General features: G+C 38.5%; 2 protein-coding genes. One reads left to right on the top strand and one right to left on the bottom strand.

All coding sequences use genetic code 11. From position 1 onward, the window contains the following. Nucleotides 1-520: 520 nt before the first annotated feature. Entirely contained in the window at nucleotides 521-1,957 is a 1,437-nt protein-coding gene (locus tag C1T29_RS11860) for a flavin monoamine oxidase family protein (RefSeq protein WP_142393707.1), read from the bottom strand. A gap of 113 nt (nucleotides 1,958-2,070) precedes the next feature. Between C1T29_RS11860 and C1T29_RS11855 the strand changes: the two genes are divergently transcribed. Continuing rightward, nucleotides 2,071-2,591: SMI1/KNR4 family protein (locus C1T29_RS11855; RefSeq protein WP_208945707.1), on the top strand; the 521-nt coding region annotated here is incomplete at its 3' end.

Genomic DNA, 2,591 nt, shown 5'->3' with positions numbered 1-2,591 from the left:
AAGGACCAAAAAGCATCAATCTAGTATAAAAAGTGCTAATTATCAGATAAATAAGAACGAAACGTAAGAAAAGAAAAGGAGAGCTGTCTGATAATCCAGTGTTAATTGGTATAGAGGATGAAAATAAAAATGAGGGTTCCTCAAATTATATTCAAGTAATTGCATTCACTGAAGAAAGATATCTTGAAAACTTTACAGCTGATACCTTTTCTTTTATAGATGGTCTGTTAAACATGAAACCAGATTGCCAATTTTTTATTAAAGAACAGGTATATAATTCAGCTTCTGAGTTCCTGAACTTTGATTTCCCTTTTGATATGACACCTATAGTGCATTTGATTGCACCTTTATGCACAAATGATAAATAAAAACATACATCTTAACAACATTCAAAACAGTGATTTTAATTACCTTTCACAAAAATAATCGAAAAAATTAAAGCGAAAAATGACTAATGAGTGCTTAATTAATTATTACTAATTCAGAATTGCTTGCCCTTTAGTCAGAAGATGAGCATGATCTAAGGTAAGCGATTGACCCCATCAGCAACGCGTATTCCAGATTCAATTGCGCCCTGCATCCACGCATGGGTGAGTGAGGCGTGTTCTCCGGCGAAATGAATTCTGCCCTCAGGGACAGGAATATAGGGATACAGCTCTAATTCTTGTCCTGGTTCGAAAGCTGTAAATCCTCCCGCAGAATAGGGGTGCTGGCTCCAGCTGAAAGAAGCGCCTGATACAAATTCAGACCATACAATATCACCATAGATTTTAGATAAATCCAGTAAAGTATACCGGATACGCTCTCCTTCTGAAAGACTGTCCCATATCAGCGCCTCATCTGCCCATGTATAGCTGGCCAGAATGACAGCATGTCCTTTTGCTCCAATATTTCTGCTTGGATAATACGAAAAACGAATCGGTAAATCAGTAATAGATTTGCCGCCGCGCTGCCCGGCTTTTTCCCAAAATCGGCTTTTAAACTCTATTCCGATTTTTGTTGCACTGATATAGTTTAACTCACGGATGGCCCTCCGTTTATAGTACGAGAAAGAATGGTATGGTTCGACTTTTACAAATCGCAAAGTTGAAAAAGGAATGGTTACAATAGCGAGATCAGCTGTAAACGATGCAAATTCTGCCGATTGTTGATGCTGGCAATGGATCGTAACACGATTTTCATCCTGAGATATTTTCATCATTTTTTGATGGTATAGAATGTTTGTTTTTAATTGGGGAAGAAACGCGTGTGGAAGCAGATCCATGCCGCCTGTTATCTCATAGAAGTGAGCGGGTGATGAAAAAAAGATGGATTCCCGCAATACTTCAACAAGGGACATCCCCATATACGCTTCCATATCCAAAAGTACACCAATCATATCGATCACGCCATAGGAAAAATACCTATTCAAAAAAGAGCTTAACGAATCATTTTTGTATTGTTCTTCGACAATCCGCCAATTTCTCGCTGGATTTTGATTGATGAAATTTAGAATAGGCTGCAGTACAGAAAGCATCAGCTCTTCAGACGTTTTCCCTTGTTCATGTGATGCGACTGGGTACCCCAGTATTCCAGGAGCTCGTTCAAACATGTGGAGACGTGTCTTGATTCCATTGGCATAAATGATGTCCAGAGGGGTTCTGTTGATAAATACATTTGTTGGCAATTTGAATTTTTTGATATATTCTAAGGTTAACAAATGGTTATTCGGTATGCGCATCGGACCGACGTTAAAATACAAATCACCACTAAAGGGAGATCTCAAAGTGCAGACACGGCCGCCCGCTCTGCCGCTCGCTTCGAGAATCGTTACTCTGTGACCGGCATTTTTCAGCAATGATGCTGATACAAGCCCGGACAATCCAGCTCCTACAACAAGAATATGCTTTGGGTGCTGCGTTGCACTAAGGCCATTTCGAATGATCTTCACCATGTCATCATTCTTTAGAAAATTCACTTTTGGGAGGCACCTCTTTTTAAGATTTATTGCATTGTATTCACTGAAAAGAGCGTCTAACACGATCTCTTTACATCTTTTGGAGTTTAAAAGGAAATAAAGGGGTGATGTATTTGACTAACTTTATCCATAAGACTGTAAATGGTTTGAAAAGTCTCTTAGATGAAAAAGGAGCCATTCAATTGTTTTGTTCTGAAGGAGTTATTATGGAGTTCCTTGTTACATTTTCACAGGACAAAGCAACCCTGAATGACATTCAAAGCTTTGAGGCTAAACACCAGCTTACCCTTCCAGATGATTATCAGAAGTTCATTACACTGCATAATGGTGCGAAAATTTTTCAGATCCTTTCGGATGGGGAGAATATAGGTGGAGGACTTTATTTATTTAGCCTTGAAGAGATTGAAGAAGAATTAAAATATGAGGATTTGTTTGAAGGCATCAATGGTATTCCAATTGGTCACTTATTAGAAGGGTGCCATTTGATGATCGACAAAGGCAAATTGGATAAAGGGGATCCCAACTATCTTTTCATATTAGAAATAGGGGAATATACACCATTAAATTTAAATTTTGAGATATTTCTAGATCGGTATATAGAATCCAATGGGGCAACTTTTTGGGAATGGCGCTT

The sequence above is a fragment of the Bacillus sp. MBGLi79 genome, assembly GCF_002953915.1.
The sequence above is the reverse complement of the archived record's forward strand: the minus strand, read 5'-3'. Positions and strand labels throughout refer to the sequence as shown.